Origin of the sequence: Leeuwenhoekiella sp. W20_SRS_FM14 (genome assembly GCF_052119605.1) — a bacterium.
Taxonomy (GTDB): domain Bacteria; phylum Bacteroidota; class Bacteroidia; order Flavobacteriales; family Flavobacteriaceae; genus Leeuwenhoekiella.
Window position 1 is genome coordinate 1 of record NZ_JBGQOK010000017.1, and the last position, 2,023, is coordinate 2,023.

Sequence of the window (2,023 nt, forward strand, 5' to 3'; positions counted from 1 at the left end):
TGAATTAAAAAAGGGTAGTATCTTTGCCCTCCTGAATTTTGGCAACGAAATGTAGGATTAGTTCTTAAGAATCTTTTAGAATGTGGCTTAAAAAAAAACTTAATTTTTATTTGTTTGGTAAATAAAAAAGGTTGTATATTTGCAGCCGCTTTCGCAGAGAGCAACGCACATTGAAAACGAGATGATTTGGTAATAAAAATAAGGTTCGATTCCTTAGCATCTAACGAAGAAATTCTCTTGAGAGATAGAGAAAGTTCCTTGACATATTGAATTGACAACGCGTATTATTTAGAGATAAATAATATTTGAATTAAAGACTAGAATAACCATTTTGAGCACTCTGTAAAGAGTAATTAGATTTCCTTATATCGTGGAATATTATAAAAACACTACGATGAAGAGTTTGATCCTGGCTCAGGATGAACGCTAGCGGCAGGCCTAACACATGCAAGTCGAACGGTAACAGCACTTCGGTGGCTGACGAGTGGCGCACGGGTGCGTAACGCGTATGCAATCTGCCTTGTACTGAAGTATAGCCCAGGGAAACTTGGATTAATCCTTCATAGTCTATTTGAGTGGCATCATTTAAATAGTAAAGGTTACGGTACAAGATGAGCATGCGTCCTATTAGCTAGTAGGTGTGGTAACGGCACACCTAGGCTACGATAGGTAGGGGTCCTGAGAGGGAGATCCCCCACACTGGTACTGAGACACGGACCAGACTCCTACGGGAGGCAGCAGTGAGGAATATTGGACAATGGGCGAAAGCCTGATCCAGCCATGCCGCGTGCAGGAAGACGGCCCTATGGGTTGTAAACTGCTTTTATATGGGAAGAATAAGGTCTACGTGTAGACTGATGACGGTACCATAAGAATAAGCACCGGCTAACTCCGTGCCAGCAGCCGCGGTAATACGGAGGGTGCAAGCGTTATCCGGAATCATTGGGTTTAAAGGGTCCGTAGGTGGACTAATAAGTCAGTGGTGAAAGTCTGCAGCTCAACTGTAGAATTGCCATTGATACTGTTAGTCTTGAATTGTTATGAAGTAGCTAGAATATGTAGTGTAGCGGTGAAATGCATAGATATTACATAGAATACCGATTGCGAAGGCAGGCTACTAATAATTGATTGACACTGATGGACGAAAGCGTGGGGAGCGAACAGGATTAGATACCCTGGTAGTCCACGCCGTAAACGATGGTTACTAGCTGTCCGGCTCGATTGAGAGCTGGGTGGCCAAGCGAAAGTGATAAGTAACCCACCTGGGGAGTACGTTCGCAAGAATGAAACTCAAAGGAATTGACGGGGGCCCGCACAAGCGGTGGAGCATGTGGTTTAATTCGATGATACGCGAGGAACCTTACCAGGGCTTAAATGTAGTCTGACAGATTTGGAAACAGATTTTTCTTCGGACAGATTACAAGGTGCTGCATGGTTGTCGTCAGCTCGTGCCGTGAGGTGTCAGGTTAAGTCCTATAACGAGCGCAACCCCTGTTGTTAGTTGCCATCGAGTCAAGTCGGGAACTCTAACAAGACTGCCAGTGCAAACTGTGAGGAAGGTGGGGATGACGTCAAATCATCACGGCCCTTACGTCCTGGGCCACACACGTGCTACAATGGTAGGTACAGAGAGCAGCCACGTCGCAAGGCGGAGCGAATCTATAAAACCTATCACAGTTCGGATCGGGGTCTGCAACTCGACCCCGTGAAGCTGGAATCGCTAGTAATCGCATATCAGCCATGATGCGGTGAATACGTTCCCGGGCCTTGTACACACCGCCCGTCAAGCCATGGAAGCTGGGGGTACCTGAAGTCCGTCACCGCAAGGAGCGGCCTAGGGTAAAACCGGTAACTGGGGCTAAGTCGTAACAAGGTAGCCGTACCGGAAGGTGCGGCTGGAACACCTCCTTTCTAGAGCTTTGCTGCATAGCAGACAAAGCCACGACTATAAGGAAAGAAAAGTTCGAATACTTATTTTAGTTTTTAATGTTGTTGATTCAAGATATTTTTCGATTGATGGCTC

1 rRNA gene is annotated in these 2,023 nt (G+C 45.9%); it reads left to right on the forward strand.

Annotation, left to right across the window (positions count from 1 at the left end):
* The first annotated feature begins 391 nt into the window (after positions 1-391).
* A 16S ribosomal RNA gene (locus ACEN25_RS15840) occupies positions 392-1,911 on the forward strand.
* The last annotated feature ends 112 nt before the right edge of the window (positions 1,912-2,023 follow it).